At 73.2% G+C, this 23,398-nt stretch carries 22 protein-coding genes and 1 pseudogene; 9 read left to right on the forward strand and 14 right to left on the reverse strand.

Annotated elements, in window-relative coordinates; translation table 11 throughout:
* Positions 1-30: 30 nt before the first annotated feature.
* From IH80_RS0132695 to IH80_RS0132710, 4 genes are all read right to left on the reverse strand, one after another.
* A complete protein-coding gene (locus IH80_RS0132695) occupies positions 31-516 on the reverse strand; it encodes a DUF6099 family protein (RefSeq protein WP_030965297.1) in 486 nt (161 codons plus the stop codon).
* A 120-nt stretch (positions 517-636) separates the two neighbouring features.
* Positions 637-1,029, reverse strand: coding sequence for a nucleotide pyrophosphohydrolase (locus IH80_RS0132700; protein ID WP_051810198.1), 393 nt, complete (start codon positions 1,027-1,029; stop codon positions 637-639).
* Positions 1,026-2,447, reverse strand: a complete 1,422-nt coding sequence (locus IH80_RS0132705) for an AAA family ATPase (RefSeq protein WP_234432453.1) — start codon at positions 2,445-2,447, stop codon at positions 1,026-1,028. Before IH80_RS0132705 ends, IH80_RS0132700 begins: the two co-directional genes overlap by 4 nt.
* Positions 2,448-2,514: 67 nt before the next feature.
* A complete protein-coding gene (locus IH80_RS0132710) occupies positions 2,515-2,910 on the reverse strand; it encodes a cell division protein SepF (RefSeq protein ID WP_030651331.1) in 396 nt (131 codons plus the stop codon).
* Positions 2,911-3,067: 157 nt separating this feature from the next.
* Here IH80_RS0132710 and IH80_RS0132715 point away from each other — a divergent pair, with 157 nt between their 5' ends.
* A complete protein-coding gene (locus IH80_RS0132715) occupies positions 3,068-3,787 on the forward strand; it encodes a DUF2470 domain-containing protein (RefSeq protein WP_030965301.1) in 720 nt (239 codons plus the stop codon).
* Positions 3,788-3,829: 42 nt separating this feature from the next.
* Complete coding sequence (locus IH80_RS0132720) at positions 3,830-4,750, forward strand: NADP-dependent oxidoreductase (RefSeq protein ID WP_030965302.1); 921 nt, start codon at positions 3,830-3,832, stop codon at positions 4,748-4,750.
* A 161-nt stretch (positions 4,751-4,911) separates the two neighbouring features.
* Here IH80_RS0132720 and IH80_RS0132725 read toward each other — a convergent pair whose 3' ends face one another.
* The 6 genes from IH80_RS0132725 to IH80_RS0132750 all read right to left on the reverse strand — a co-directional run bounded on the left by IH80_RS0132725 (position 4,912) and on the right by IH80_RS0132750 (position 10,844).
* Complete coding sequence (locus tag IH80_RS0132725; RefSeq protein WP_030965304.1) at positions 4,912-6,255, reverse strand: LLM class flavin-dependent oxidoreductase; 1,344 nt, start codon at positions 6,253-6,255, stop codon at positions 4,912-4,914.
* Positions 6,256-6,355: 100 nt separating this feature from the next.
* Positions 6,356-7,270 carry an ABC transporter permease gene (locus IH80_RS0132730; RefSeq protein WP_234432454.1) on the reverse strand — a complete coding sequence of 305 codons (915 nt, stop codon included), beginning with the start codon at positions 7,268-7,270 and terminating at the stop codon, positions 6,356-6,358.
* Positions 7,267-8,094, reverse strand: a complete 828-nt coding sequence (locus IH80_RS0132735; RefSeq protein ID WP_030965307.1) for an ABC transporter ATP-binding protein — start codon at positions 8,092-8,094, stop codon at positions 7,267-7,269. The genes IH80_RS0132730 and IH80_RS0132735 overlap by 4 nt, the downstream gene beginning before the upstream one ends.
* A gap of 8 nt (positions 8,095-8,102) precedes the next feature.
* Positions 8,103-9,140, reverse strand: coding sequence for an ABC transporter substrate-binding protein (locus IH80_RS0132740; RefSeq protein WP_030965309.1), 1,038 nt, complete (start codon positions 9,138-9,140; stop codon positions 8,103-8,105).
* A 46-nt stretch (positions 9,141-9,186) separates the two neighbouring features.
* The gene (gene ssuE / locus IH80_RS40000) at positions 9,187-9,819 is read right to left on the reverse strand and encodes an NADPH-dependent FMN reductase (protein WP_051810199.1); all 633 of its coding nucleotides are present in this window, start codon (positions 9,817-9,819) and stop codon (positions 9,187-9,189) included.
* Positions 9,820-9,860: 41 nt separating this feature from the next.
* Positions 9,861-10,844: a TauD/TfdA dioxygenase family protein gene (locus tag IH80_RS0132750; RefSeq protein WP_051810200.1), complete on the reverse strand. Its 984-nt coding sequence runs from the start codon at positions 10,842-10,844 to the stop codon at positions 9,861-9,863.
* A 1,491-nt stretch (positions 10,845-12,335) separates the two neighbouring features.
* Here IH80_RS0132750 and IH80_RS0132755 point away from each other — a divergent pair.
* Genes IH80_RS0132755 through meaB form a run of 4 tightly spaced genes read left to right on the forward strand, consistent with a single transcriptional unit; the run spans position 12,336 to position 18,600 of the window.
* Positions 12,336-13,577, forward strand: a complete 1,242-nt coding sequence (locus tag IH80_RS0132755; protein WP_107056951.1) for an ROK family transcriptional regulator — start codon at positions 12,336-12,338, stop codon at positions 13,575-13,577.
* Positions 13,561-15,426, forward strand: coding sequence for a methylmalonyl-CoA mutase small subunit (gene mutA, locus IH80_RS0132760; protein WP_030965313.1), 1,866 nt, complete (start codon positions 13,561-13,563; stop codon positions 15,424-15,426). Before IH80_RS0132755 ends, mutA begins: the two co-directional genes overlap by 17 nt.
* Positions 15,423-17,609: a methylmalonyl-CoA mutase gene (gene scpA / locus IH80_RS0132765; RefSeq protein ID WP_030965314.1), complete on the forward strand. Its 2,187-nt coding sequence runs from the start codon at positions 15,423-15,425 to the stop codon at positions 17,607-17,609. Before mutA ends, scpA begins: the two co-directional genes overlap by 4 nt.
* A gap of 10 nt (positions 17,610-17,619) precedes the next feature.
* A complete protein-coding gene (gene meaB, locus IH80_RS0132770) occupies positions 17,620-18,600 on the forward strand; it encodes a methylmalonyl Co-A mutase-associated GTPase MeaB (RefSeq protein WP_030965316.1) in 981 nt (326 codons plus the stop codon).
* A gap of 132 nt (positions 18,601-18,732) precedes the next feature.
* Here meaB and IH80_RS0132775 read toward each other — a convergent pair whose 3' ends face one another.
* Positions 18,733-19,734 (reverse strand): asparaginase, encoded by a 1,002-nt coding sequence (locus IH80_RS0132775; RefSeq protein ID WP_030965317.1) that lies wholly within the window; start codon positions 19,732-19,734, stop codon positions 18,733-18,735.
* Positions 19,735-19,856: 122 nt separating this feature from the next.
* Between IH80_RS0132775 and IH80_RS0132780 the strand changes: the two genes are divergently transcribed.
* Entirely contained in the window at positions 19,857-20,312 is a 456-nt protein-coding gene (locus IH80_RS0132780; RefSeq protein WP_030965318.1) for an Lrp/AsnC family transcriptional regulator, read from the forward strand.
* 59 nt (positions 20,313-20,371) lie between these two features.
* Positions 20,372-20,875, forward strand: coding sequence for a DinB family protein (locus IH80_RS0132785; RefSeq protein WP_030965319.1), 504 nt, complete (start codon positions 20,372-20,374; stop codon positions 20,873-20,875).
* Between the two features lie 157 nt (positions 20,876-21,032).
* Here the strand turns inward: IH80_RS0132785 and ddaH are convergent, their stop codons facing one another.
* The 3 genes and pseudogenes from ddaH to IH80_RS44245 all read right to left on the reverse strand — a co-directional run.
* Positions 21,033-21,920 carry a dimethylargininase gene (gene ddaH, locus IH80_RS0132790; protein ID WP_199819340.1) on the reverse strand — a complete coding sequence of 296 codons (888 nt, stop codon included), beginning with the start codon at positions 21,918-21,920 and terminating at the stop codon, positions 21,033-21,035.
* Between the two features lie 104 nt (positions 21,921-22,024).
* The gene (locus tag IH80_RS0132795; RefSeq protein ID WP_030965322.1) at positions 22,025-22,525 is read right to left on the reverse strand and encodes a hypothetical protein; all 501 of its coding nucleotides are present in this window, start codon (positions 22,523-22,525) and stop codon (positions 22,025-22,027) included.
* Between the two features lie 209 nt (positions 22,526-22,734).
* Positions 22,735-22,914 (reverse strand): annotated as a pseudogene (locus tag IH80_RS44245) (SDR family oxidoreductase); the annotation flags it as partial.
* 154 nt (positions 22,915-23,068) lie between these two features.
* On the opposite strand from IH80_RS44245, the gene IH80_RS0132800 reads away from it, so the two are divergent.
* Positions 23,069-23,332 (forward strand): hypothetical protein, encoded by a 264-nt coding sequence (locus IH80_RS0132800; RefSeq protein WP_030965323.1) that lies wholly within the window; start codon positions 23,069-23,071, stop codon positions 23,330-23,332.
* Positions 23,333-23,398: the final 66 nt, after the last annotated feature.

Consider the following 23,398-nt stretch of genomic DNA (forward strand, 5'->3'; position numbering starts at 1 on the left):
CCGCGCCGCCCCTACCGGGCCGTGCCCGGCTCAGGCCACGCCCGAGGCTGACCCCCGCTCGCGTACCGTCATGCGGCGCAGGAGCGCCCGTACCCGGTCGCTCGATTCGTCAGCCGCGTCGATCGACTCTATGCACTGCCAGTACAGGGTCTCGTCGTCCGTGCCGCAGGCCACCCCGACCAGGGCTATCCCCACTTCGCCCAGGAGTGCCTGGAGGGCGAGCAGTGCCTGCCGGAGATCCGCCACCCCGCTCAGCTGTGCGGCTCGCGGCGGGTACTCGGGCGCGCTGCCCTCGCCGCGCAGGGCCGCCCGGTCCAGTACCCCGCATCCTCTGCCTCCCGCTTCCCCCAGTCCCCGTGCCTCCGGTCTCAGCTCCGGCGGCCCGGTGACCGCCAGCCAGCTCCCGATCCCCTGCGCGAGCGCCTGGGCCTGCCAGGCCTCGCCCACGATGCCCCACGCAGCCCCGCTCTGTGCCAGCGCGTGCCGGCCGGCCGCGATGAGCCGTACCGCATCCATATGCCGTCCCCCGTCCGCACGACATTCCGTCCTCACCACTACCCAGAGTGAGGGCAACGGGCCAGTAAAGCCAGGGGTATTCGGAAAATGTGGACAGAAACGTGATTGTGGAGGAGTCCATCACTCCGAAGAGTGACGATTCGGTGTCGGACCACCCGTTACAGGGAAGCGCAGTTCATTCCGCTCGATCTTCGCGGCGAGCGCATCCAGCACATCCACCCCGAGAACCTCGCAGAACTGCAGCAGATACGCGAGCACGTCGGCGACCTCATCGGCCACGCGGTGGGCGGATTCCGGTTCCTCCATGACCTTCGCCGACTGTTCCGGCGTCAGCCACTGGAAGATCTCGACCAGTTCGGCCGCCTCCACGCTCAGCGCCACCGCCAGGTTCTTGGGGGTGTGGTACGGCTCCCACCCGCGCGCCGCCGCGAACTGCGCGAGCCTGCGCTGCAGCACGTCCAGCCGTTCGTCGGGCCGCCGCTCGGACGGCCGGGGCTCCTGCGTCTCGTTCATACCGACAGGTCTACCACCGACACTCCGCCCAGACGGCGGGCGGCGGCCGCGGTCCCCTCCCCCACGGCCGCCACCAGCCGGACGTGGCCGCGGCCGCAGGACAGCAGCGCCAGCCGCAGCAGCTCGCCGGCCTGACCCCCGTCCAGCCCGTGGTCGAAGCCGTCGGCCAGCACGGTCAGCGCCTGCCGCGCGGAGAGCAGTTCGGCGGCCGGGTCCATGTCCAGCACCCCCGGCCCGGTGAGCAGGACCAGCGCCAGCGCGAGGAAACGGAGCTCACCCGAGCCGAGCCGGGCCAGTTCCGTGGCGGGGCGACCCGGTCCACGGTCCAGGACCGCGGTGACGGCGCCGCCCGCGGGGGCGCGTACGCCGAGTCCGGCGACGGGCCCCGCGCAGCCGGTCCGCGCGGCCCCGGCCAGCAGCGCGTGGCGGGTCCCGCATTCGTGGCGGGTCCGGCGCAGGACGTCGGCCAGGTTGGCGCAGTCGCCCAGCAGCCGCCCCTCGCCCGGCGGGACGGGCGCGCGCATCCGGTCCGGGCGGGGGTCGCAGGCGAACACCGAGCGCAGGGCCACGACCACCTGCTCGGCGGCGGCCAGCACCTGCCGCTGGCCGGCCGTGGATCCGGCGACCCGCAGCGGGAGCAGCGCGGTGCCGAGCCGGTCGTCGGGCAGCGGGGCCCGGGTGACGCCGACGGCGCCGCCGGTCAGCCAGGAGGCCTGCACCGAGCGCCGGCCCGGGTCGCGCAGGGCGGTGGCGAACAGGATCTGCCCGCCCTGGGAGAGCCGTTCGCCGACGATCCGCAGGGCGGGTTCGGCCTGGACGGCGAGTTCGAGCCGGACGGGACCGGCGGGGCCGTCGACCGTACAGCCGAGCCGGAAGCCGCGCCGCCGCTGGGCGTCGGGGACGGCGCCGTCGGGGATGCGGGCCCCGGGGTCGGGGAAGACCGTTTCGAGGGTGGCGCCCGAGCCCAGCCCGGCCAGGGCCTCGTAGGCGGCCAGGACCTGGGACTTGCCGCTGCCGCTCGGCCCCGCGAAGAGGGTGACGGGCCCCAGCGGGAAGGCTGCGGACCGGTGCCGCCCGAAGGCGGACAGCCGTAACTCGCTGATCACGGGCCGCGCGTACGGCTGCCGCTGCGCGGGCTCGGCGGGCCGGCCGGCGTCGCCACCCCGGGCCGCCTGCGCCGGCACGACGGGATCCGCGCCCGCACCGGCGGCCGGCGCGGGAGGTACGGACGGGCCCGGATCGCCGGGCGTCCCGGCCCCTCCCGCCGGATCGCCGGCCGCCGCCGCGGCGGTGGGCACGGCGGGAGGGCCGTACCGGGCCGGGAGCGGTGGCTGGGACGTGGAGGACTCGCCGGACGGTCCGGCCTCGGGGGAATCGGTGCGGGTGTCGTCGCCCGACGCGACGGCGGTGGCGTCCATCCGCCGGACGGTACGGGCCGCCGGACCCCCCGCGGCCCCGGCGAACCGTTCCTTCGTAGGGACCTTCCTACGATCGGGGGACGGCCGCGGCCGCGATCCCTTCGACCTCGGTCCCGACCGGCGCCAGGAGGAAGACGTTCCGGTCCACCCGGTGCATCCCGCTGCCCAGCCCGAAGACCACCCCGCTGCTGAAGTCCAGGATCCGCTTGGCCACTTCGCTGTCCGCGCCGGTGAGGTCGAGCAGCACCGGGATCTGCGCGATCAGGTACTCGGCCACCTCCCGCGCGTCCGCGAAGATCTGGACTCTGATCACCACGAAGCGCCGCTGCTCCGCCGCCGTCGCCCCGGGCGACTTGGGAATCGTGCGGTGGTCCACCCGGGAGGGCCATTCGTTGCGACTGCGCAGGGGTACCACCTGCGCGAGCCCCTCCCACTGTTCGTCGGTGACGTCGTACCTGCTCACCGGGCCGCCTCGGCCGCGCGCTTCATGTGCATCCCCCCATCCTCTCGTGTTTCACCCGTTCAGCCCAACAACGACACGAGCGGTGCCGGGTACTCCCGGGACCCAAGATGAGTTAGGTTAGGCAAACCTAACCCACACGGATGATGGAGAGATCCGCATGCGCCTGTTCGGTGACCCCGCACTCTCGGCCGCCCTGCCCACCGCCGCCGAGCGGATCCGGTCGGTCCTGGCCGCCGCCCACTCCATGACGGTGATCACTGACGGCCTGCGCTCCGAAGTCCGCCACCTCGACGGCGGCGACCCCATGGGCCGGCTGCACCTGCACCCCGCCGAGCCCGGCGGCCACGCGGAGCACCGGCCCGCGATCCGGCTGGAGTTCACCGACGTGGCGCCCACCCCCGTACGGGACCGGGTGCGCGCCCGCGTCACCGTGCTGGGCCGGCTGCTGACCCCCTACTCCGACCTGTCCGCCGGGTCCGGGGCCGAGTCCACCTGCATGGAGTTCGAGCGCGCCGAGCTCGAGACCGCCGAGGGCATCGCGTACGTCGGACTGGAGGAACTGGACGAGGCCGGCCCCGACCCGCTCGCCGCGTACGAGGCGGGCATGCTCACGCACCTCCTCGACGAGCACCACGACCTCGTCACACTGCTGTTGCGCCTGGTCCAGCCGCAGCCCACGGCGGCGGTCGTGCGCGCCCTGCCGCTCGCCATGGACCGCTACGGGATCACCCTGCGGCTGGAGGAGCGGCGCGGCCACCGCGACGTACGGCTGGCCTTCCCGTCGCCCCTCGACGACGTCGAGCAGTCGGGCGCGCAGATCCAGGCGCTCTTCAGCGCGGCGCGCAGGCGCTCCCACCGCAACACGCTGCCGGCCTGACCGTCCCGGAATAGCCGCAGTGGAGGCCGCGTTGGGGCGATCATGAAGGCCATCACATACAGCGCATACGGAACTCCGGCTTCCCTCACGCTCGTTGACGCCCCACAGCCCAAGGTGGGGCCGGGTGAGGTGCTCGTCCGCGTCAAGGCCGCCGGGGTCAACCCGGTGGACTGGAAGCTCGCCGCCGGTTATCTCGATCCGATCCTCGAAGTCCGCCACCCGGTCATACCCGGCTGGGACGTGGCCGGTGTCGTCGAGGCGGTCGGCCCGGACACCTTCGACCACGCCGTGGGCGACGAGGTGTACGGCTACGTCCGCAAGGAGTGGGTGGAGCTCGGCACCTACGCCGAACTGGTCGCCGCCCCCGTCCGGACGCTCGCCCGCAAGCCGCGCGGGCTGACCTTCGAACAGGCCGCGGGCGTCCCGCTGGCCGGGCTCACCGCGTACCAGTCGCTGACCCGCGTCGGTGTCCGGGCCGGCGAGACCGTCCTCATCCACTCCGCGGCCGGTGGTACGGGCTCCTTCGGCGTGCAGATCGCGGTCGCCCTCGGCCTGCGGGTCATCGGCACCGCCGGGGCGCACAACCACGACTACCTGCGCTCGCTCGGCGCGGAGCCCGTGCTGTACGGGGAGGGGCTGGCGGACCGGGTCCGCGAGCTCGCGCCCGGGGGCGTGGACGCGGCTCTGGACTTCTACGGGGACGGCGTCGTCGAGACGCTCCGGTCACTCGTCGGTCAGCCCGGCCGGGTGGTGTCGATCGCCGACCAGGAGGCCGCGGCGAAGGGCGCCCACCAGCTGTGGGTGCGTCCGGACACCGCCGGCCTGACCTTCCTCGCGGAGCTGGCGGACGCGGGGAAGCTCACGGTGAACGTGGAACACGCGCTGCCGCTGGCGGAGGCGGCCAAGGCCTGGGAACTGAGTGCGGCGGGCCGCACCCGCGGCAAGATCGTCCTGACGGTCTGACGCGATCGGCCCCGGCGGTCCGGCGAACGCGGGTACGGCGGTACGGTCCGCTCCCGGGCGGTACGGTCCGCTCCCGGGCGGTGCGGGGCGGGTGCCGGTCGGTGCGGGGCGGGTGCCGGTCGGAGCTCCTCGGCCGCGACGGGCACCCGCCCTCCCCCGGGTCAGGCGGAGACCGGCCGGGCGGCGGCGGTGTGGCGGTTGACCGGGCGGGGCAGGCCGTAGTTCTCGCGCAGGGTGCGGCCGGTGTACTCGGTGCGGAAGAGTCCGCGGCGCTGGAGGATCGGCACGACCTGGTCGACGAAGTCGGTCAGACCCGTGGGCAGCACGGGCGCCATGATGTTGAAACCGTCGGCGGCGCCCTGGGTGAACCACTGCTCCAGCTGGTCGGCGATCTGCTCGGGCGTGCCGGCGAAGACCCGGTGGCCGCGGCCGGCGCCGAGGCGGGCGATCAGCTCGCGCAGGTTGAGGCCGTCGCGGCGGGCGAGTTCGGCGACGAGCGTGAAACGGCTCTTGTTGCCGTTGATGTCCCGCTCCTCGGGCAGGTCGGGCAGCGGGCCGTCGAGGGGCAGGCCGGTCAGGTCCACGCCCAGCATCCCGGAGAGCTGAGCCAGACCGTACTCCGGCACCTGGAGGTCGGTGAGCTCCTGCTCCAGGGCCTTCGCCTCGGCCTCGGTTGAGCCGATGACGGGGGCGATGCCGGGCAGCACGAGCAGGTCGTCCTCGGCGCGGCCGTACCGGGCGAGGCGGGACTTGAGGTCCTTGTAGAAGGTCTGGCCGTCGGCGAGGGTCTGCTGCGCGGTGAAGACGGCCTCGGCGTACTGCGCGGCGAACTCCTTCCCGGACTCGGAGGAGCCCGCCTGCACGAGCAGCGGGTATCCCTGCGGGGAGCGGGGCACGTTGAGCGGTCCGGCGACGCCGAAGTACTCGCCGCGGTGCGCGGCCGGGTGCAGCTTGTCGGTGTCGGCGTAGATGCCGGCCTCCTTGTCGAGGACGATTGCGTCGTCCTCCCAGCTGTCCCAGAGCTTGGTGGCGACGTCGAGGAACTCACGGGCCCGGTCGTAGCGCAGCCCGTGCTCCAGGTGCTCGTCCCGGTTGAAGTTGCGCGCCTCGTCGAGGGTGCCGGAGGTGACGATGTTCCAGCCGGCCCGGCCGCCGCTGATGTGATCGAGGGAGGCGAACTTGCGGGCGAGGTTGAAGGGTTCGTTGAAGGTGGTGGAGACGGTGGCGATGAGCCCGATGTGCTCGGTGACGGCGGCGATGGCGGAGAGGAGGGTGAGGGGCTCGAATCCGCCGAGGGCGTTGTAGCGGGCCTTGCCCCAGAGGGCGAGCCCGTCCGCGAAGAAGATCGAGTCGAGCCGGCCGCGTTCGGCGGTGCGGGCCAGTTCCTGGAAGTACTTCAGGTCGGTGACGCGTTCGGGCCGGCTGGCGGGGTGACGCCAGGCGGCGTCGTGGTGCCCGGCGTTCATGAGGAAGGCGTTGAGGTGCAGGGTCCGGGGAGCGGTCATGGCGGGTCCTCGTGGTTCTGGGTCGTGGCGTGGCGTGGGGTGGGATGTGGTGCCGGCCGGCCCGTGCGGGGCGTGTCCGCCCGGGCCGGCCGGACGGGCCTCAGGAGGGGACGCGCCAGGTGCTGAGGCGGCGTTCGATCGTGACCAGGAGCTGGTTGAAGGCCACGCCGATGGCGGAGATCGTGACGATGCCCGCGTACATCTGCGGGATCGCGAAGTTGAACTGCGAGGCGTTGATCAGGTAGCCCAGACCCGCCTTCGCGCCGATCATCTCGGCGGCCACGAGGACCAGGATGGAGACGGCGCCGGCGAGTCGGATCCCGGTGAAGACGGCCGGTACGGAGGCCGGGAGGATCACCTTCTGGAAGAGCCTCGGGGTGGACAGGTCCATGGAGCGGGCGAGCCGGACGAGCGTGGGATCGGCGTTCCCGACGGCGCTGATGGTGTTCAGCAGGATCGGCCAGACGCAGGCGTAGACGACGATGGACACCTTCGAGGTCTCGCCGATGCCGAGCAGGAGCACGAAGACCGGAAGCAGGGCCAGCGCGGCGGTGTTGCGGAACACCTCCAGCAGCGGGCCGAGCAGGGCGGCGACCGGCCGGTACCAGCCGATCAGCAGACCCAGCGGGACGGCCACGACGACGGCGATGCCGAAGCCGCCGAAGGAGCGGACCAGGCTGGCCCAGGTGTGCTGGCCGAGCTGGCCGTTGCGCAGGAGCTCCCACCATGCGGCGGCCACCTCGCTGACCGGCGGCAGGAAGGTGGGGTCGGCCAGCCCGAGGCGGGGTGCGGTCTCCCAGACGGCGAGGAGCGCCAGGACCGCCGCCGAACGCAGGGACAGGGCCCGCAGCCGGCGTCCCAGCGCCCGCAGCGGCTGCCGGGCCGGGCGTCCGGCGGACCCGGCCCGGGGTGCCGCCGGCCGGGGCGGGGGCACGGACTCCCGTACCTCCTCGGCGGGAACCGGGGCGGCGGCGGGCAGTACGGCGGGGGCAGCGGTGTCGGTTCCGGTGGTCATACGGAGGCCTCCTCCTTCTCCAGTTGCTGGGCACGGGCCACCTCGTCGTGGAGCAGGGTCCAGATCTCGTGGCGGCGGCGGGCGAACTCCGGGCTGGAGCGCAGTTCCTCGCCCTGCGGGCCCGTTCCGAGGGTGCTACCGGTGACGGCGGTGCCGGGGCGTTCCCCGAAGGCGACGGGGACGATCTCCTTGATCCGCCCGGGGCGGGAGGTCATGACGGCCACCCTCTGGCCGAGGTACACCGCCTCCTCGATGCCGTGCGTGATGAAGACGACGGTCTTCCCGGTGCGCTGCCAGATGCGGCGCAGCTCGTCCTGGAGGGACTCGCGGGTCTGCGCGTCGAGCGCGGCGAACGGCTCGTCCATCAGCAGCACGTCCGGGTCGTAGGCCAGCGAGCGGGCGATCGCCACGCGCTGGCGCATGCCGCCGGAGAGCTGGTGCGGGTGGCGGTCCTCGAAGCCGGTCAGGCCGACGAGGTCCAGGAACTCCCGGGCCCGTTGCTTGCGTTCGCGGCGCGGGACGCCCGTCGCCTCCAGGCCGAACTCGACGTTTCCGAGGGCCGTCCGCCAGGGCAGCAGCGCGTACTGCTGGAAGACGATGCCCCGGTCCAGGCCCGGCCCGGTGACCGGCTTGCCGTCGAGCAGGATCCGGCCGGCCGTCGGTGCGGACAGTCCGCCGAGGAGGTCCAGGAGCGTGGACTTGCCGCAGCCGCTGGGGCCGACGACCACGAGGAACTCACCGCTGCGGATCTCCAGGTCGATGCCGTCGAGGGCCGTGAAGTCCCCGAAGGTCTTGCGGACCCCCTCGAACACGATCTTCGCCATGTCCGTCGTCACCCCTTCCCGTATCCGTTGAACTCGTTGGTGTAGAGGTCGGTCGCCTTCAGCTGGCCCTCCTTGATGTCGCCGCGCTCGGCGAGCCAGTCCAGCCAGACCTGGAACTCCTTGTCGGATATCCGGCCGCCGGTCTCGGCGACGCCGTACGAGCGCCAGTACTTGAGGGTGGCGGTGTCCTCGTTGCGGCCGCGCTTGGTGACGATGTCCGTCATCCGGGCGATGACCTGCTCGTGCGGGGTGGTGCGGGACCACTCGATGGCCTTGGCCACACCGGTGACGAAGGTGCGTACGGTGTCGGGGTTCTCCTTGACGAAGCGCTTCGTCATCACGTAGCTGCCCGCGCTGAACGGGCCGAGCAGCTCGAAGTCGGTGAAGAGGGGGCGGATCCCGCCGGCGGCGAGGGCCTTGTCGCGCAGCACCCCGCCGAGCACGGCGACCTCGATCTGCTTCTGTCTGAGCACCTGTTCGGTGTTGACCGGGGGGACCACCAGGGACTCGACCTTGGCCGCGTCCGCCTTCGACACCCCGTTGCGCTTGAGGTAGATCTCCAGCATCGCCTGGGCGTGCGCGCCCAGGGTGTTCATGCCGACCTTCTTGCCGATCAGGTCGCGGGCGGTGCGGATGGGGCTGTCCTCCAGCACGTAGTAGCCGCTGTAGGAGTGCTGGTCGGAGCCGTAGTAGGAGATGACCGAGGTGATCGGGGCCTTGCTGCTCGCCAGTTTGACGACGGCGCCGTTGAAGGCGCCGCCGAAGTGGATCTGGCCGGTGGCGGCCGACTGGATGTCCTGTGGGCCGCTGATGGTGTTGCCGATCCACTCCAGCTTGACGTCGCCGAGGTAGCCGAGGTCGGCGGCGAGTTCGGGGAGCGTGACGCTTCCCACGTTGCCCTGGTACTTGAGGGTGGTGACCTGACCGCCGGAACCGGATCCGCCGCCGGCGGTGGCCGTCCCGCAGCTCACCGCGGCCGCCGAGATGCCGAGCAGGGTGAGGAACTGGCGCCGGGAGGTGGTGGTCGAGGTGAGTGCTGCGGGCATGACGGTTCCTTGTCGTACGGGTGGTGGGCGAGGGGCGGGGACGGGTCTACGGGGCGGCGGTGGTGGCGGTGAGCAGCGCGGGGGCGGCCGTCGGTGCGGGGACGGGCGGTGCGGGGGCGGTCGGTGCGGGGGCGGTCGATGCGGGGGCGGCGCGCAGGGCGTCCGCGAACTCGTCGACGGCCTGGAGGAGGTCGAGTTCCGCCTCGGGCCGCAGCCGGTCGGGGCCGGAGCCGCGCTCGACGGTGGAGTCCAGGACGAACCGGCCGGCGGTGATGTGCCGGGCGCCGAGGGCGGCCAGCACGGGGCGCAGGGCGTAGTCGATGGTCAGGACGTGAGCGAGGCTGCCGCCGGTGGCGAGGGGCAGGACCGTTTTGCCGGCGAGGCCGTCCTGCGGGAGCAGATCGAGGAAGGCCTTGAGCAGGCCGGTGTACGAGGCCTTGTAGACCGGGGTCGCGATGATCAGGCCGTCGGCCTCGGCGACGGCCTCGAGAGCGCGGCGGATCTCGGGCTCGCCGCGGCGGGCGGCGAGCAGGTCCGCGGCGGGGAGCTCGCGTACGGCCAGGGTGGTGGTCTCGAAGCCGGCGTGGGCGTGGCTCAGGTGGCGCAGGGCGTGGTCGGCGACGACCGCGGTGCGGGAGTGGGCGGAGGGGCTGCCGGTGAGGGCGAGCAGCTTGGGCACGGTGGCTCCTTGGGCGGCGTACGGACTCTGACGGCGGCGGGTCAGGCGGCGGGACCGGAACCGGTGGAGGCGGATCCCGTGGAAGCGGATCCGGTGGAAGCGCCGGACGGGATCCCGAAGGAGGGGTCCGGGACGGTCTCCGGGCTGATCAGGCGGGACGGGACCCCGTCGGGGCCGACCGGGACGTCGCCGTCGACGGTGACGCGGCGCAGCGTGCGCTCGTGGTCGTCGGAGTCGTCCACGCCGTAGTGCTGGGTGGCGCGGTTGTCCCAGATCGCGACGTCACCGGGCTGCCACTGCCAGCGGACGGTGTTCTCGGGGGCCTCGATGTGGGCCTGGAAGAGGTCGAGCAGCGCGCGGCTGTCCCGGCCGGTGAGGCCCTGGATCCGCTGGACGAAGTTGCCGAGCAGCAGGGTGCGTTCGCCGGTCTCGGGGTGGACGCGGACCACGGGGTGCTCGGTGAGGAACGTGGTGGAGGTGAACACCTCGCGGTACTGGGCCAGCGCCTCGGGGAGGGCGTCGGGCCTCAGGGCGGCGTAGTCGTACTCGTTGGAGTGCACCGCGCGCAGGCCGTCGGCGAGGGCGCGGAGCGGCGCGGGGAGGTGGGAGTAGGCAGTGGCGGTGTTGGCCCAGAGGGTGTCACCGCCGTACGGGGGGATGGTGACGGCCCGGAGGATGGAAAAGGCGGGGTAGGCGGGAACGAAGGTGACGTCGGTGTGCCACTGGTTGGCGCGGGCGCCGTGGTGGGAGTCGATGCCGAGGGCGTAACGGCCGTCCGCGGAGGGGACGGTGGGGTGCGCGACCGGCGCGCCGAGCAGCTCGGCGAAGGCCTCGTGGGCGGCCTCGTCGAGGTGCCCCTGGCCGCGGAAGAAGACGACCTTGTGGGCGAGCAGGGCGGCGCGGATCCCGGCGACATCGGCGTCGGCCAGATCGCCGCCGAGCCGGACCCCGCCGATCTCGGCGCCGATGCGCCCGCCGATCTTCGTGACGGTGAGGGTGGTGGCGGTGTGCGTGGCAGTGGCCATGGTGACTCCTCGGTGAGGCTGCGGGGGTTATTTCCGCAGCGGAAGAAATGGAGGGATGAAGGACCGGACGAACGGTCCGCGCCGCCGAGTCGTACGGATGCCGTGCGGCGCGACGCGGTGTGGTGCGGTTCCGTGCGGATGCGGGGTCGATGCGGGCCCGGGCTGCGCCGCGGGCGGTGTTCGGTGCGGGTGCACCAGGGTGTCGACGCGGGCTCGGTGCTCTGCGCGATGAGCTGCGACGGCAGGTTCGGTGCCGGGCGGGGTCGATACGGGTGCGGCTGCGACGGCAGGGGCGGGGTCGGCAGGGGCGGGGTCGGCAGGGGGTGCCGTTCGGGGCGGGCACGGGTTGGGGCAGGGCGGTGCGGGTGCTGCGTAAGGGCCGGGACCCGGAGGCACCGGACCGAGGTCCCGGAGGCGTCGGACCGAGGTCACGGAGGCGCCGGTCCGAGGCCGGACCGAGGCCCCGGAGGTGTCGGACCGAGGTCACGGAGGGCCCTCGGTCCGGCGAACCGGCGGCCTGCAGGCCCGGCCCTCAGACCGCCGGGCTCGTGACCCGGCCGGTCTGCCGGCCGTCGGTCTGCCGTGATCGGCAGTTCGGCCTGTCGGCGCAGTCAGCCCGGCCTGCGAGCGACCGGGCCGGATGTCGCCCAGGCGACCCCGCTGACCGCACCGGAGCGCGGGCCTCGGCCCGGTCAGGCCGGCCTGCATACCGGACCGTCCTCCGACTCCCCCGCTCACGGGCCCTCGGGCCGGTAGGCCCCGTCAGGCCTGCACTGCAGGCCTGCGGACCACCGGAACGGCCACGGGCACCCGCTGAACGCTGCGGCCGGCGGACCGCCGGGCCGGACGGTCACGGTGTGGAACGTGGGGCTGCGGAAGCCGTGCCGGTCCGTCCGTGTGGCGGCCGCCGGGGCGGTGCGATGCGGCGGGGCCCGGATGCGGAGATGTCAGGGGCGACAGGGGGCCGGACAGCGGCCCGGACACTGGCCCGGCGCGGTGCAGGGGCCGGGGGTGCGGAGCCGCGGGGCGAGGTGTTCGTTCGCGGTCATGTCCCGGAGCCTGTCAGTGCCCCGGACCCCGGTCAACCCCCGCCGGCAGCCACCCCGCGCATGCTCCGCCGCCCCCCGTGTCCACCCCGTGCACCTGCTCCGACCTGCCCTTTCCCCCGCACGACGCCCTACCCGCCACCCCGCCCCCGCGGCCGAAAACCGTGGCTGGATTTCACGGTGCCGCAATGCGGCCGCCACGCGTTCGCCCGGATCGGCCCCTGCGCCCGGCGCAGGTCCCGCGTACCGGACGTACGCCGACGCCGCCCGACCGCCCAGGGGCCCGGGCCCGAGCCGGGTGGACACGGACCGTCCCGCACCCCGCCTCCGGCGACCCGGACCGACCCGGACCGACCCGGACCGACCCGGACCGCCGAGCGCCCCGCAGCGGGACGGCATGATCGGGGGACGTGCCCCCCGCCTCGAGGAGACCCGTGTGACGCGTATGGCCGGTGACAGCCGGGCGGCCGCCAATGCCGCCGCGGTGCTGCGGACGGTGCTCGACCACGGCCCCGTCGCCCGCAGCGACATCGCCGGGCGGAGCGGGCTCAGCCCGGCGGCCGTGTCGCGGCAGGCGACCGCGCTGCTCCGGGCCGGCCTGCTGCGCGAGCTGCCCGGGCCCGGCGGCGGGGTGGGGCGGCCGCGGATCCCGCTGGACCTGCACACCGGGGCCGTCGGCGGGCCGGTCGCCGCCGGGCTGCACATCGGCGTGCCCGCCTCGACCTTCAGCCTCGTCGACCTGCGGGGCCGGCTGCTGGCCCGGCAGGCCTTCCCGCACGGGGGCCGGGACCCGGCGGGGCTGTCCGGGGGGATCGCCGCCGAACTGGGCCGCTTCCTCGCCGCGTTCGACACGGGCCGGCCGCTGCTCGGGGTCGGCGCGGCCCTGGGCGGCTGGGTCCGGCCCGACGAGGGCGTCGTCGTACGTCACCCCGTGCTGCGGTGGCGGCACAGGCCGCTCGCCGCCGAGCTGTCCGCGGCGCTCGGGCTGCCGGTGTGGATCGACAACCATGCCCGGGCGGTCGCGCGGGCGGAGATCCTCTTCGGCCGTCCCGAGGCCCGCCGGAGCCTGGTGCACCTGTTCATCGGGAACGTCGTCGACGCCGCCTTCGGGATCGAGGGCGCCGTGCACCAGGGCCCCGGCTCCGCCGCCGGCGACGTGGGGCACCTGCCGGTGCCCGGGGCGGACGTGCCGTGCGCGTGCGGACGCACCGGATGCCTGCAGGCGACCGCCTCCGACACGGCGCTCGGCGCCGAGGCCGTGCGCCGCGGCATCGTGCCGGAACCTGCCGTCCCGCTGCTGGTGGACGCGGCGGCCGCCGGTGACCCACGCGCCGACCGGCTGCTGCGCGAGCGCGCCCGCGCGGTGGGCCGGGCGGCGTCCCTTCTGTTGGATGTCTTCAATCCGGCGGTCATGGTCGTGACGGAGCTGGCGAGCGTCCTGCACGAGGGATACCTGGAGGAGCTCCGCGGTGCCGCGCTGGAGCTCTCGCACGTCTGCGACGACCCCGAACGGATCGTGGTCCCGCACGCCGGTCCGGCCGTGCTGCCGGAGGCCGCCGCAACCGTGCTGCTCAGCCGGGTGTTCCAGGACCCGGTCGGCACGCTCCGAGAGGGGGAGATCACACCCGCCGGTATGGTGCCACCTGAGCGCGCTCCCCTACATTCGAGCCATGACGGTCCTGCCTGACGACGGGCTCTCCCTGGCCGCCGAGTTCCCTGACGCGACGCATGAGCAGTGGCAGCGCCTTGTAGAAGGCGTACTGCGCAAGTCGGGCAAGGAAGCATCCGGCGAGGCCGCAGAAGATGCGCTGTCCACCCGACTCGAGGACGGGCTCACCACCCGCCCGCTGTACACCGCGCCGTCCGACGGGACGGTGCCCGACACCGGTTTTCCCGGCTTCGCCCCCTTCGTCCGCGGAGGCAGGCCGGAAGGCACCACCGCGAACGGCTGGGACGTGCGCCAGCGCCTCGCGGGCACCGATCCGCAGCGCCTGAACGAGGCGGCGCTCGCGGACCTGGAGAACGGGGTCACCTCCCTCTGGCTCACCGTGGGCCGCGGCGGCATCCCGGTCGACGGTCTCGCCCGGGCCCTGGACGGGGTCTACCTGGACCTCGCCCCGATCGCCCTGGACGCCGGAGCCGACTACGCGGGGGCCGCCCGCGCGCTGCTGGACCTGTTCGCCGAGCGCTCGGTGGCTCCGGAGGCCGTGCGGGCCTCCCTGGGCGCCGACCCGCTGGGCCACGAGGCCCGGACCGGCGAGGTGCTGGACCAGGCCGCGGCCGTGGAGCTGGCCCGGGAGGCCGCCGCCGGCCTGCCGGGGGTGCGCGCCCTGACCGTGGACGCCCTGCCGTACCACGAGGCCGGCGGCAGCGCCGCCGAGGAGCTGGGGCTCTCGCTGGCCACCGGCGTCGCCTACCTGCGCGCCCTCTCCGCAGGTGGGCTGAGCGTCGAAGCCGCGCTCGGTCAGCTGGAGTTCCGCTACGCCGCGACCGCGGACCAGTTCCTCACCATCGCCAAGTTCCGTGCCGCGCGCCGGCTGTGGGCCCGGATCGCCGAGGCCTCGGGGGCCCCGGAAGCGGGCGCCCAGCGCCAGCACGCCGTGACCTCGCCGGTGATGATGACCCGCCGCGACCCGTGGGTGAACATGCTGCGCACCACCGTGGCCTGCATGGCTGCGGGCGTGGGCGGGGCCGACTCGGTCACCGTGCTCCCCTTCGACAACGAACTGGGCCTGCCGGACGCCTTCGCGCGCCGCATCGCCCGCAACACCTCCACGATCCTGCTGGAGGAGTCGCACCTGGCCCGGGTGATCGACCCGGCGGGCGGTTCGTACTACGTCGAGCACCTCACCGACGAACTCGCCCACGCCGCCTGGGAGTTCTTCCAGACGGTGGAGAAGGCCGGCGGCCTGGCCGCCGCCCTGCGCTCCGGGCTGGTCGCCGAACGCCTCGCCGCCACCTGGGCGGAGCGCTCCAAGAAGCTGGCCAGGCGCCGCGAGCCGATCACCGGTGTCAGCGAGTTCCCGCTGCTGTCGGAGAAGCCGGTCGTCCGCGAGCCGGCGCCCGCAGCTCCCACGGGCGGACTGCCGCGCGTACGGCGCGACGAGGCGTACGAGGCCCTGCGCGCCCGCAGCGACGCGCACCTGGCGGCGACCGGCGCCCGGCCGAGGATCTTCCTCGCCGCGCTGGGCCCGGCGGCCGCGCACACCGCGCGCGCCACCTTCGCCTCCAACCTGTTCCAGGCGGGCGGCGTCGAGTCCGTGCACGACCCGGTGTCGGTGGACGCGGAGACGGCGGGCGCCGCCTACGCCGCGAGCGGCGCGGACGGCATGGCCGTGCTCTGCTCCAGCGACGCCCTGTACGAGGAGCGGGCCGCGGAGGTGGCCGGGGCGCTGCGCGCCGCGGGCGCCACGACCGTCTTCCTCGCCGGGCGGCCGGGCACCGCAGAGGCTTCCGTGGACGAGTACGTCTTCGCCGGCTGTGACGCCGTCGCCGTGCTGTCCTCCGTACTCGACCGGATGGGAGTGCCCGCATGAGCATCCCCGATTTCTCCGAGCTGGCGCTCGGTCCCACCGCCGCCGCCGGGGTCTCGGAGGAGCAGTGGCGCTCCTCGGTGAAGGAGTCCACCGGCACCGCGGCCGCCGACCTGCTGTGGGAGACGCCCGAGGGCATCGGCGTCAAGCCGCTCTACACCGGGCGGGACGTGGAGGGCCTGGACTTCCTGCGGACGTACCCGGGCGTGGCCCCGTACCTGCGCGGCCCGTACCCGACGATGTACGTCAACCAGCCCTGGACGATCCGGCAGTACGCCGGCTTCTCCACGGCCGAGGAGTCGAACGCCTTCTACCGCCGCAACCTGGCGTCCGGTCAGAAGGGCCTGTCGGTGGCCTTCGACCTGCCCACGCACCGCGGCTACGACAGCGACCACCCGCGCGTGACCGGTGACGTCGGCATGGCGGGCGTGGCGATCGACTCGATCTACGACATGCGGCAGCTGTTCGACGGGATCCCGCTGGACAAGATGTCGGTGTCGATGACGATGAACGGCGCGGTGCTGCCCGTCCTCGCGCTGTACATCGTGGCGGCTGAGGAGCAGGGGGTCTCGCCCGACAAGCTCGCCGGGACCATCCAGAACGACATCCTCAAGGAGTTCATGGTCCGCAACACCTACATCTACCCGCCGAAGCCCTCGATGCGGATCATCTCCGACATCTTCGCGTTCACCTCGCAGAAGATGCCGCGGTACAACTCGATCTCCATCTCCGGCTACCACATCCAGGAGGCCGGTGCCACGGCCGACCTGGAGCTGGCGTACACCCTCGCGGACGGCGTGGAGTACCTGCGGGCGGGGCAGGCGGTGGGGCTGGACGTGGACGCGTTCGCGCCGCGCCTGTCGTTCTTCTGGGCGATCGGCATGAACTTCTTCATGGAGGTCGCGAAGCTGCGGGCGGCCCGCCTGCTGTGGGCGAAGCTGGTGAAGCAGTTCGACCCGAAGAACGCCAAGTCGCTGTCACTGCGCACGCATTCGCAGACTTCGGGCTGGTCGCTCACGGCGCAGGACGTCTTCAACAACGTGACGCGCACGTGCATCGAGGCAATGGCGGCGACCCAGGGCCACACCCAGTCGCTGCACACCAACGCCCTCGACGAGGCGCTCGCGCTGCCGACGGACTTCTCGGCGCGCATCGCCCGCAACACCCAGCTGCTGCTGCAGCAGGAGTCGGGGACCTGCCGGTCGATCGACCCGTGGGGCGGCAGCGCGTACGTCGAGAAGCTGACGTACGACCTGGCGCGGCGGGCCTGGCAGCACATCGAGGAGGTGGAGGCGGCCGGCGGCATGGCGCAGGCCATCGACGCGGGCATCCCGAAGCTGCGCGTGGAGGAGGCCGCGGCGCGCACCCAGGCCCGGATCGACTCGGGCCGGCAGCCGGTGGTCGGCGTCAACAAGTACCGCGTGGAGAACGACGAGGCGATCGAGGTCCTCAAGGTCGACAACTCCTCGGTGCGCGCCCAGCAGATCGCCAAGTTGCGGCGGCTGCGCGAGGAGCGCGACGAGGCGGTCACGCAGGACACGCTGCGGGCGCTGACGAACGCCGCCGAGCGCGGCGACGGCAACCTCCTCGCGCTGGCGGTGGACGCGGCGCGGGCCAAGGCGACCGTGGGTGAGATCTCGGACGCACTGGAGAAGGTGTACGGGCGGCACGCGAGCCAGATCCGTACGATCGCGGGCGTGTACCGCAACGAAGCAGGCGAGTCCCCGTCCGTGGAGCGCACCCGTGCGCTGGTGGACCGGTTCGAGGAGGCGGAGGGGCGTCGTCCGCGCATCCTGGTGGCCAAGATGGGCCAGGACGGGCACGACCGCGGCCAGAAGGTGATCGCGACCGCCTTCGCCGACCTGGGCTTCGACGTGGACGTCGGCCCGCTGTTCCAGACCCCGGCGGAGGTGGCCCGCCAGGCCGTCGAGGCGGACGTCCACGTGGTGGGCGTGTCGTCGCTGGCGGCCGGCCACCTGACCCTCGTACCGGCGCTGCGCGAGCAGCTGGCGGAGGAGGGCCGCGAGGACATCATGATCGTCGTGGGTGGGGTGATCCCGCCCGCCGACGTCCCGACGCTGCTGGAGATGGGCGCGACCGCGGTGTTCCCGCCGGGAACGGTCATCCCGGACGCTGCCCACGACCTGGTGACGCGGCTGGCCGCGGACCTGGGCCACGAGCTGTAGGCGGGCGCCGGTGCCGAGGATCGACATCGAGGCGTACGCGAAGGGGGTGCTCGACGGGAAGCGCGCGTTCATCGCGCGGGCGATCACCCTCGTCGAGTCCACCCTGCCCGCTCACCGGGCGCTCGCGCAGAGCCTGTTGACGGAGCTGCTACCGCATGCGGGCCGGGCCCGCCGGATCGGGATCAGCGGGGTGCCGGGGGTGGGTAAGTCCACCTTCATCGACGCCTTCGGCACGATGCTGACGGGGCTCGGCCACCGGGTCGCGGTGCTCGCGGTGGACCCGTCGTCGACGCGTACGGGCGGCTCCATCCTGGGTGACAAGACCCGGATGGAGCGCCTGTCGGTGGACCCGGCGGCGTTCGTGCGGCCGTCGCCGTCGGCGGGCACACTGGGCGGGGTCGCGAAGGCCACACGCGAGTCGATGATCGTGATGGAGGCGGCGGGCTACGACGTGGTCCTCGTCGAGACGGTCGGCGTGGGCCAGTCGGAGACCACGGTCGCCGGCATGGTCGACTCCTTCCTGCTGCTGTCCCTGGCCCGCACGGGCGACCAGCTGCAGGGCATCAAGAAGGGCGTCCTGGAGCTGGCGGACGTGCTGGCGGTGAACAAGGCGGACGGCCCGCACGAGCGCGACGCGAAGGCCGCCGCCCGGGAACTGTCGGGCGCGCTGCGGCTGATGCACCCGGTGGACGCGGCCTGGACGCCGCCGGTCCTGACGTGCAGTGCCCGGGAGTCGACGGGCCTGGACGAGGTGTGGAGCCGCCTGGAGCAGCACCGGACCCTGCTGGAGGCGGGCGGCCGGCTGACGGCGAAGCGGGCGGCGCAGCAGGTGGAGTGGACCTGGTCGATGGTCCGCGACGAACTGCTGGAGCGGCTGCGCGCGGACCCGGCCGTACGGGAACTCGCGCCGGACCTGGAGGCCGCGGTACGGGCCGGCTCGCTCACCCCGACCTCGGCGGCGGACCGCATCCTGTCGGCGTTCGGCGGCTGACCCCGACCGCCGGCAGCGCGCCGGCCGTGGGAAGCAAGGGCCGTGCCCCTGGTCCCGGATCCGATTCCGGGGCCAGGGGCACGCTCATGCCGTCATGCCGTCATGCCGTCATGCCCTCACGCCCTCACGCCCTCACGCCTCGACGAGTACCGGGCCGGTCGGGGTCAGGGACTCACGGAGGATGCGGGCCCGTTCCGCCGCGTCGTCCGTGGCGAGGAGGGCGGAGAGGACCGCGATGCGGGCCTGGCCCGCGCGGAGGGTGCCCGTGGGGACGGCGCCGGCCGCGACGAGGTCCACCGCGCCGCCGTGGGTGTAGATCTCGGTGACCGGTCCGGCCATGACGCGGGTGGTCAGGGCGACCAGCACCCCGCGGGCGACGGCCGCGCGGACCGCTTCCACGATCTCGGGGGTGGCGTTGCCCGCGCCGGTCCCGATGAGGACGATGCCGCGGGCGCCGGCCTCGACGGCGGCGTTCAGGAGCACCGGGTCGGCGTCGGCGTGGTGCATCACCACGTCGACGCGCGGCGGGAGTTCGGGCATCGCGGGCAGCGGGAGCGCAGCGGGGCGCCGGGGGGTGCGCAGGAGGGTGACCTTGCCGAAGCCGACCTTGCCGAGCAGCTCCCTGGAGGGGTCCGCGAACGCGTCCAGGTCCACGGCCTGCGTCTTCACGGTGCCGCGGGCGGCGTGCACGCGTCCGGCGAAGGCGATCAGGACGCCGAGGCCGCGGGTGGTGGCGGCGGTGAGCAGTGCGTCGTAGAGGTTGCCCGGTCCGTCGCCGTCGGCGGTGCCCATGGGCCGCTGCGAGCCGGTGAAGACCACGGGGCGGGGGTCGTGGTGGTGGAGGTCGACGAGGAAGGCCGACTCCTCCAGGGTGTCGGTGCCGTGGGTCACGACGATGCCGTCGACGCCGGGGTCGGCGAGCACCTCGTGCACGGTGCGCAGGAGGGTGAGCTGGTGGGCCGTGGTGAGCCGGGGGCTGTTCACGCTGAACAGGTCGACGACCTCGACGGTCATGTCCTCCGGCAGCGGCGCCGTGGCGATGACCTCGTTCCCGTCGGCGTCCGCGGCGAAGCCGGAGCCCTGCCAGCGGCTGGCTATCGTGCCGCCGGTGCTGATGACGACGATCCGTCCCATGCTGCGTGGCCGCCCTTCACTCGTACATATGTACTCAAAGCAGCAATGATAGAGCGATGTGCGCGCAATTTGCTTGCGCCTTCCGTCCGCGTGGTGGAGAAACTGTGGGTGATAATTGCGCCATGGACGCCATCGATCGCGATATCTTGCGCGAGCTCCAGGCCGACGGGCGGCTGAGCAACCAGGAGCTGGCCCAGCGGGTGGGGCTGACGCCGTCGCCCTGTATGCGCCGGGTGCGCCAGCTGGAGCAGGACGGCGTGATCCAGGGCTACCGCGCCGTGATCGACCCGGAGGCCGTCGAGCGCGGCTTCGAGGTACTGGTCTCGGTCGAGGTGCGCCGTGACCGGGAGGCGGTCGAGGCCTTCGAAGCCGCCCTCCAGGACATCCCGGACGTGATCGAGGCGTACCGGCTCTTCGGGAGCCCGGGCTGCCTGCTGCGGATCGCCGTCGCGGACCTGCGCGCGTACGAGCGGCTGTGGATCGAGAAGCTGACCGCCCTCACCGGCATCACCGAGGTCAACTCGCAGATCATCATGAAGCGCATCAAGGAGCCGACCGGGCTGCCGGTGAACCGCTGACCCGTACGGTTCGGCCGTACGGCCGGTCGGTCCGTACGGCCGGGTGACATGATCGTCCGATGAGTGATGATCTGCGTGAACACCCGTCCAAGGTGGCCGACGACCGGACGTCACTGACGTCGTTCCTCGACTACCAGCGCGCCACCCTGGCGATGAAGTGCCAGGGCCTGAGCGACGAGCAGCTGAAGCGGAAGGCGCTCGCGACCTCGGGGCTGACGCTGCTGGGGCTGGTCCGGCACGCCGCCGAGGTCGAACGCGGCTGGTTCCGGCTGGTGCTGGGCGGTGAGCCGGTGTCCGCCCTGTGGCCGCGGGTGGACGGCGGGGCCGGGGAGTGGCGGGTGGAGGACGCCGACGCGGACGAGGCCTTCGCGGCGTGGCGGGCGGCCTGCGAGGGCTCCCGAACCGTCACGCGAGGCATCGAATCCCTCGACGCCCGGGTGGAGTTCAAGGGCGAGGTCATATCGCTGCGCTACGTACTGACGCACATGATCGAGGAGTACGCGCGCCACAACGGGCACGCCGACCTGCTGCGGGAGGCGATCGACGGCACGGTCGGCGAGTAGCCCGAGGGCTGCGGCCCCATGAGCGGCGGGAATTCACAAACATCCGGGGCGGTGCATAAGAATTCACGTCCCCGTGTGCGCGGAACGCGATTAGGCCGTGGTGCGGCCTTGTCGACGGGACCGCACCACGGCCGTTTCACGAATTGCGCGACGCCGATTACCGGGCGGACGCCGAATCGGAAAGCGGGCCCGGTCCTCCGGTACGGCGGGAGGGTCGGACGGCCGGCGCCGGACGCAGTTCCAGCGTGCAGCACTTGGCACTGCCGCCGGCCTTGAGCAGCTCGGACAGATCGACACCGATCGGCTCGAACCCGCGCTCCGCGAGCTGTGCGGCCAGCCCGCGCGCCTGCTCGGGCAGGACCACGTGCAGGCCGTCGGAGACGGCGTTCAGTCCGAACGCCACCGCGTCGGCCTCCTCGGCCAGGACCGCGTCGGGGAACCGGTCCGCGAGGACCTCGCGGCTCTCCGGGGAGAACGCCGCCGGGTAGTACATGACCTCGTCGCGGTCGAGGACCGCCAGCGCGGTGTCGAGATGGTAGAACCGCGGGTCGACCAGCGTCAGCCCGAGAACCTCCCGCCCGAAGAACTCCTGCGCCTCCCGCTGCGCGCGCGGGTCGCTGCGGAACCCGCTGCCCGCCAGGAGCGTGTCGCCGACGAGCAGGAAGTCGCCCTCGCCCTCGTTGACGTACTCCGCCTGCCGGACCTCGTCCCAGCCCCGCTCCGCGAACCAGTCAAGGTACGCCGGGGACTCCCCCGCCCGGTAGTCGTGCCGGAAGCGGGCGACCAGCACCCGCCCGTCCAGCACGGTCGCGCCGTTGGCCGCGAACACCATGTCCGGCAGGTCGGGCACCGGCTCGATGAGGTCGATCCGGTGCCCGAGCTCGACGAACACGTCGTGCAGCCGCTTCCACTGGGAAAGGCTGGTTTCCGTCACCGTGGGCTGCGTGGGGTCCATCCACGGATTGATCGAATACCGTACGTCGAAGTAATGCGGACGGCACATCAGATAATGCCGCGGCCTTGCCGTTCGCCCAGATCTGCTCATGGTTTCCCTCGATGCGGAGTCGGTTCACGGATACCTCGTGCCACGATATCCAGGCCGTCGCCGCACTCGATAGGAGCGGGTGAACAGGTGGCCAATTTCCGGTTTCAGGGCATGGCTTCCAGCACGGCGTCCAGAGTGAGCTTCCACATCGGCTCGGCGCCGGTCCCGAACGCCGCGGCGAGCGCGTACCCGACGGCCGCGTCGTACGCCTCCGGCTGCCCGCCCTTCCACTCGGCGGTCACCCGCCCGTCCCCGGTCGACACGAACACCCCGAGTTCCACGCCGTCGCGCGACAGCCGGCTGCCGTCGAGCGAAACGGGAACGAACCGGAGGCTTCCGACGTCGACCCGGTAGGAGGTACGGGTCAGGAACCCCTTGGCGGGCCGCAACTCCGCCTCCACGCCACCGACGTGCATCGCCAGGTGTTCGGGGTCCCGGGTCCCGATCGGCACCTGGCTGTCCACCTCCGCCGCGCCGGTCCGCCGCACCTCGACCCGCGGCACCCCGTCACCGTCCACGACGAGGGTCCCCGCCTCATGGTCGAGTTCGACGGTGACCGTCCCGAACTGCGGATCCTCTGCGGGCGGGTACGCGTACGACTCCATCGGCTGTTCCTTGCTCTCCTGTGCTGGGAAGACCATTGTCGGGGGGTCGCCCGAGCCACGGGATCACCACTCCGGTCCCTGCGGAAGGCCTCCGGAGCGGAGTCCTCCCCGTGGTCGCCCGGACGCCGAGACGCTGGCGGGCCAGGCGCCAGCCGCCGTCCGCGCCCCTGCGGAAATCCCCGTCGTACGGACCTCCCATCACGTACGGGGGGCGAGACCTCGTAGGCGCCGACGGAGGCGATGTTCACGAGGTGCCCGCCGCCCCGGGCCCGCATTACGGGCAGGGCGGCGGCGATCCCGTGCAGCACTCCCCGGACGTTCACGTCGACCATCCGGTCCCACTCCTCGACCTCCAGCGCGGCCAGCGGCGAAAGGGGCATCACCCCGGACACCGACAGAATGCCCGGGAGCCGCACCGGAGCACATTGCCTGCCGTCGGCAATCTTTACGCTCCTTTGACGCAGACTGCTTCCACGGCTTGTACTGCTGGTAGAGCTCGTTCCGGCCGGCGGGGGCCCGGCCGGACGCCGACAGGAGGACCGGGTGGAACCGACGCTGCTCCTCGCCACCGTCGTCCTCGCCGCGCTGGTGATCCGGGCGGCGGTCGAAGAGCTGAGGGAACCCGGCCGGGGCCGGGCCCGGTGGGCGTTCCTCAAGGACCGGCGGGCCCTGGCGGCCGGTGCGGTCGTCACGCTCGCGCTCGGCTCCCTGGGCTGGCTGCTCGGCGGCGGCCAGGGCCTGGTCTGGGCGTGCCTGGCCGGCGTCCTGGCCGCGTACGCGACGAACTCGCGCGGAGGCGACACGTAGCGGGACCCACCGGGGCCGGGGCACGGGTCGGGGGCCGGGGCGCGGACCGGGGCCGCGGGGACGGGG

The organism is Streptomyces sp. NRRL S-378, assembly GCF_000720645.1.
Classification (GTDB): domain Bacteria; phylum Actinomycetota; class Actinomycetes; order Streptomycetales; family Streptomycetaceae; genus Streptomyces.